This is a genomic window from Mycobacterium sp. E802 (genome assembly GCF_001666875.1).
Classification (GTDB): domain Bacteria; phylum Actinomycetota; class Actinomycetes; order Mycobacteriales; family Mycobacteriaceae; genus Mycobacterium.
The window spans coordinates 1-3,573 of the sequence record NZ_LZJD01000193.1; the positions used below are offsets into that span (position 1 = coordinate 1).

The following is a 3,573-nucleotide window of genomic DNA, read 5'->3' on the forward strand; positions in this document are numbered from 1 at the left end:
GTGCGGTAACGGGTGTTCTGAGTTGCAGCGCCGCCTCGTTGTCTTTGGACATGTCGAAGGTGAGATCGACCCCCGTAGTGCCATCGCATGCCGAACCGAACCAGATCTGGAGCTTGCCCTCGGCCACGCGAATGCCGAAACTTGGTTCCAGCGAGGGCTTTCCCAGGGGATCACAGCCGCACACGGCAAGCAATGCCATGAGCACAGTGAGTAGCGTGCCGATCCGTCGGGTCATTCGTGGTACCCGCCATCGGACGCGCCAGCATTGGTCTCGAATGGGTTGCGGCTGCCAGTGACCTGCTCCTCCATCATCTTTTGCCCGTACTGCTCCACAAAACTTTTGAAGCCGAGTTGGGCCCACTGTTGAGAATGACGCTCCTCGTGGTGCAAGATCCGATCGATGTCGAGTGCGCCCCTGAACGGTCCGTTCTCACCGTCGTACCACATGCGTCCGGAGTTGATCATCGTGCGGAGTTGTTCGGCCGGATCTGTGGGGTTGTCGATGTTGACCAGGAAGACGTCGCCGTACGTGGAACCGCCCTGCTGGCTCAGCGGATCTTCGATCAAAGTGCCGCCCAATCCCATCAGCATGCCATTCGGTGTGGTGGTGAGGCGGCCCGTGAAGTGTTCGGCGGCCGCATAGCTCCATCCATTCGCGTCCTGCCTATCGATGATGCGCTGTACCTCGTTGGCGGTGTAGGGCGTCTCGGCGAAGTCGTTCTGATCGTGACCGCTCGGATTGTTGATCTTTGGATCCGAACTGCCGTAACCGGTTCCAGCATTGAGTATGTATGTCATGAGAGCTGCCTTTTTGGCGTCCTCAGGGCTGACACCCTTGGGCAGAAGGAAATACGTCTTGTCGTCACCGGGACCAGCTGTACCGTTGTCGTCCGTGACCCGTTCCAAGCCCTTGAGCACGTCAAAGCTCTGCGGCGTGATGTGCTGACTTCGGGCGATGTCGACAATCACCTCGGGCGGAACGTCATTACGTGCAGCGTTGGCCAGCCACTCCCGATACAGCCCCTCCGAGGGGCCGTTGAGCAAGCCCGCGTCATGCAGCGCGTCCTCGTATTCGTTGACCGGGTCGTAGCCGGGCTCACCCGGATCGTCGCCGACTCTTTTCTCCTCTTCTTCGGGCGGGTCGAATTCGATCCGTTCTGCGGCCGCGCTGTCGCCGTGCTCGTAGAGGAACGCCCCCGAATCGAGCTTTCCAGCGAAGGTCGATGCCGTGGTCCCGAGAATCTGTGCACGCCGCAGAAAAGCGTCACCGACTTCGCGGCAGGCGGAGCCGGTGTCTAACCCGGCGACGGGTCCGGCCGCAGCCGAGAGCATCGGCCCGCCACCGTCGTTGTAGAAACCACTCGCCAGATCCTCCAGGCCGGACGAGGTCGCACGCATCGTGGCGACGGTCACGGTCAACGGCGGGGTCATGACAGCTCCCAGCCGATCTTGCGCAGCTTGTAGGCGGTATCGCGGTCGGCGGCCTCGAACTGGGCGAGTTTCACGTCTACTCGCGCCGCTGCCGTTTCTGCGTCGCGGGACGCGTTGAGCAAGGACTCAGGATCGGACGCTCGAACCTGCGACACCGTGTACGGCACCTCGTGACCCCTCGTTCGCGTGAGTGATCACATTGTCACCCAGCGAACGAGGGGTTCGCGGCATCAAATCGACCCGGCGCTGAGCTCAGGCCTTGGCGAGCTGCTTCTGTTCGTAGAGGCGCGCCCACTCCGCACGCGGGCGGATCGAGGTGTCGACGTCGGTGGCCTTGGCGCGCAGTGCGCCGACGTTGGCCTGATCGCGTGCGGTGTGCTTGAACGGATCCCAGCTGAAGAACCGTGCCGAGTTCTCCCACGTGATCTTGTTGATGTCGGAATCGCTTGCGCCGGCGGCATTCAGCTCGGCCAGCACCTGCTCGGGAGCGTCGGGCCAGAAGCAGTCGCTGTGGGGGTAGTCGCACTCCCAGGCGATGTTGTCGATACCGATCTCGTGGCGCAACTTCAGCGAGGTCTTGTCGGTGACATAGCAGGCCAGTGAGTGCTCGCGGAACACGTCGGAGGGCAGCTTGTCGCCGAAGTCGCGGCGCAGCCACTTCTGGTTGGTGTAGTGCCGGTCGCTTCGATCGAGATAGAAAGGAATCCAACCGATTCCGCCCTCGGAGAAGGCGAACTTGAGGTCAGGGTAGTTGCGCATCGCCGGTCCCCAGAGCAGGTCCTGGGCACACATCGCCGAGACCTGGGTGGCCAGGATGATCAGGTTGTCGATCGGAGCGTCCTTGGCCATGGAGATCGCGCCGAAGCCGGTGCCGATGTGCAGACACATCACCACGTTCTCCTCGGAGAGGGTCCGGAACACCGGGCCCCAGTAGTCCTCATCGAAGTAGCTTGGCAGGCCCTCCAAATGCGGCAGTTCAGGCATGGTGACCGCGCGGCAGCCCTTGGCGGCGACCCGGCGGATCTCGCGGCACATGGCCTCGGGATTCCACGTCGGCAGGATCGCGATCGGGACGAACCGTCCGGGGTACGACCCGGCCCACTCGTCGATGTGCCAGTCGTTGTAGGCCGACACCATGACCAGCGTGGCCTCCTCGCGGTGCATGTTGAGGTGGCGGGCCGAGAAGCCGGTGAAGGTCGGGAAGCACATCGAGGCCAGGATGCCGTTGCGGTCCATGTCGCGGACCCGCTCGTGCACGTCGTACACACCGGGACGCATCTCGGCGAAGCCGGCCGGATCACGGCCCCACTCCTCGGCCGGCCAGGACACCACGGCGTTGAGCCCGGACACGCCCTGCGGGCGGCCCTGGTACATCCACTGGTCGACGCCCTTGTCGTCGGTGACGACGATCGGCGCCTCTTCCTTGTACTTCGCCGGAACGTGGCGAAGGAACATGTCGGGAGGCTCGACGACGTGGTCGTCGATGCTGATCAGGATCAGGTCGTCGGTTTTCATAATCTCAGTAGTACGCTGCAAAAGCATGACCGTCTCTGCAACTTCGGACAGAGATTTAGCCGAACCGGCCAGACCTCGGCACATCGACCTGCGCCGGGGCGGCCGGGCCGCAGGGGGCAGTTACCTGTACGAGGGTGAAGGGCTGATCACCGGCTGGCACTTTCACGACGTGCATCAGATCGAGTACGCGCTGCACGGGGTGGTCGAGGTGGAGACCGAATCCGCGCACTATCTCCTGCCTCCGCAACAGGCCGCCTGGATCCCGGCCGGCCTGCACCACCAGGCGGTGATGAACCCCGACGTCAAGACCATTGCGGTGATGTTCGATCCGCAGCTCATCCGCGACGGGGGTGATCGGGCCCGGATCATCGCGGTGTCACCGCTGATCCGCGAGATGATGGTCTACGCGTTGCGATGGTCGATCGAGCGGGCCGGCTGTGCCGACGACGAACCCGAATCCGATTCGTTCTTCCGGACCTTGGCCAACCTCGTCGTCGAGGCGCTCGACCACGAGGCCCCGCTGAGCCTGCCGACCACCGACCATCCGATCGTGGCCGCCGCATTGGCGTACACCAAGGAACATCTGGATTCGGTGACCTCCGAGGAGGTCAGCCGGGCCGTCGCGGT

4 protein-coding genes and 1 pseudogene are annotated in these 3,573 nt (G+C 63.4%); 1 reads left to right on the top strand and 4 read right to left on the bottom strand.

The features are described 5' to 3' along the window. The 4 genes and pseudogenes from A5699_RS27785 to A5699_RS27795 form a co-directional block, all read right to left on the bottom strand. Positions 1–199: pseudogene (locus A5699_RS27785) on the bottom strand (hypothetical protein); the annotation flags it as partial. Between the two features lie 32 nt (positions 200–231). Beyond that, positions 232–1,431: an ESX-1 secretion-associated protein gene (locus A5699_RS27790; protein ID WP_082957907.1), complete on the bottom strand. Its 1,200-nt coding sequence runs from the start codon at positions 1,429–1,431 to the stop codon at positions 232–234. Continuing rightward, positions 1,428–1,586 (bottom strand): hypothetical protein, encoded by a 159-nt coding sequence (locus tag A5699_RS29430; RefSeq protein WP_197508417.1) that lies wholly within the window; start codon positions 1,584–1,586, stop codon positions 1,428–1,430. Before A5699_RS29430 ends, A5699_RS27790 begins: the two co-directional genes overlap by 4 nt. A gap of 97 nt (positions 1,587–1,683) precedes the next feature. Continuing rightward, a complete protein-coding gene (locus A5699_RS27795) occupies positions 1,684–2,946 on the bottom strand; it encodes an amidohydrolase family protein (RefSeq protein WP_067777043.1) in 1,263 nt (420 codons plus the stop codon). A 25-nt stretch (positions 2,947–2,971) separates the two neighbouring features. On the opposite strand from A5699_RS27795, the gene A5699_RS27800 reads away from it, so the two are divergent. Further along, the coding region (locus A5699_RS27800) for an AraC family ligand binding domain-containing protein (RefSeq protein ID WP_067777046.1) at positions 2,972–3,573 on the top strand (602 nt) is incomplete at its 3' end.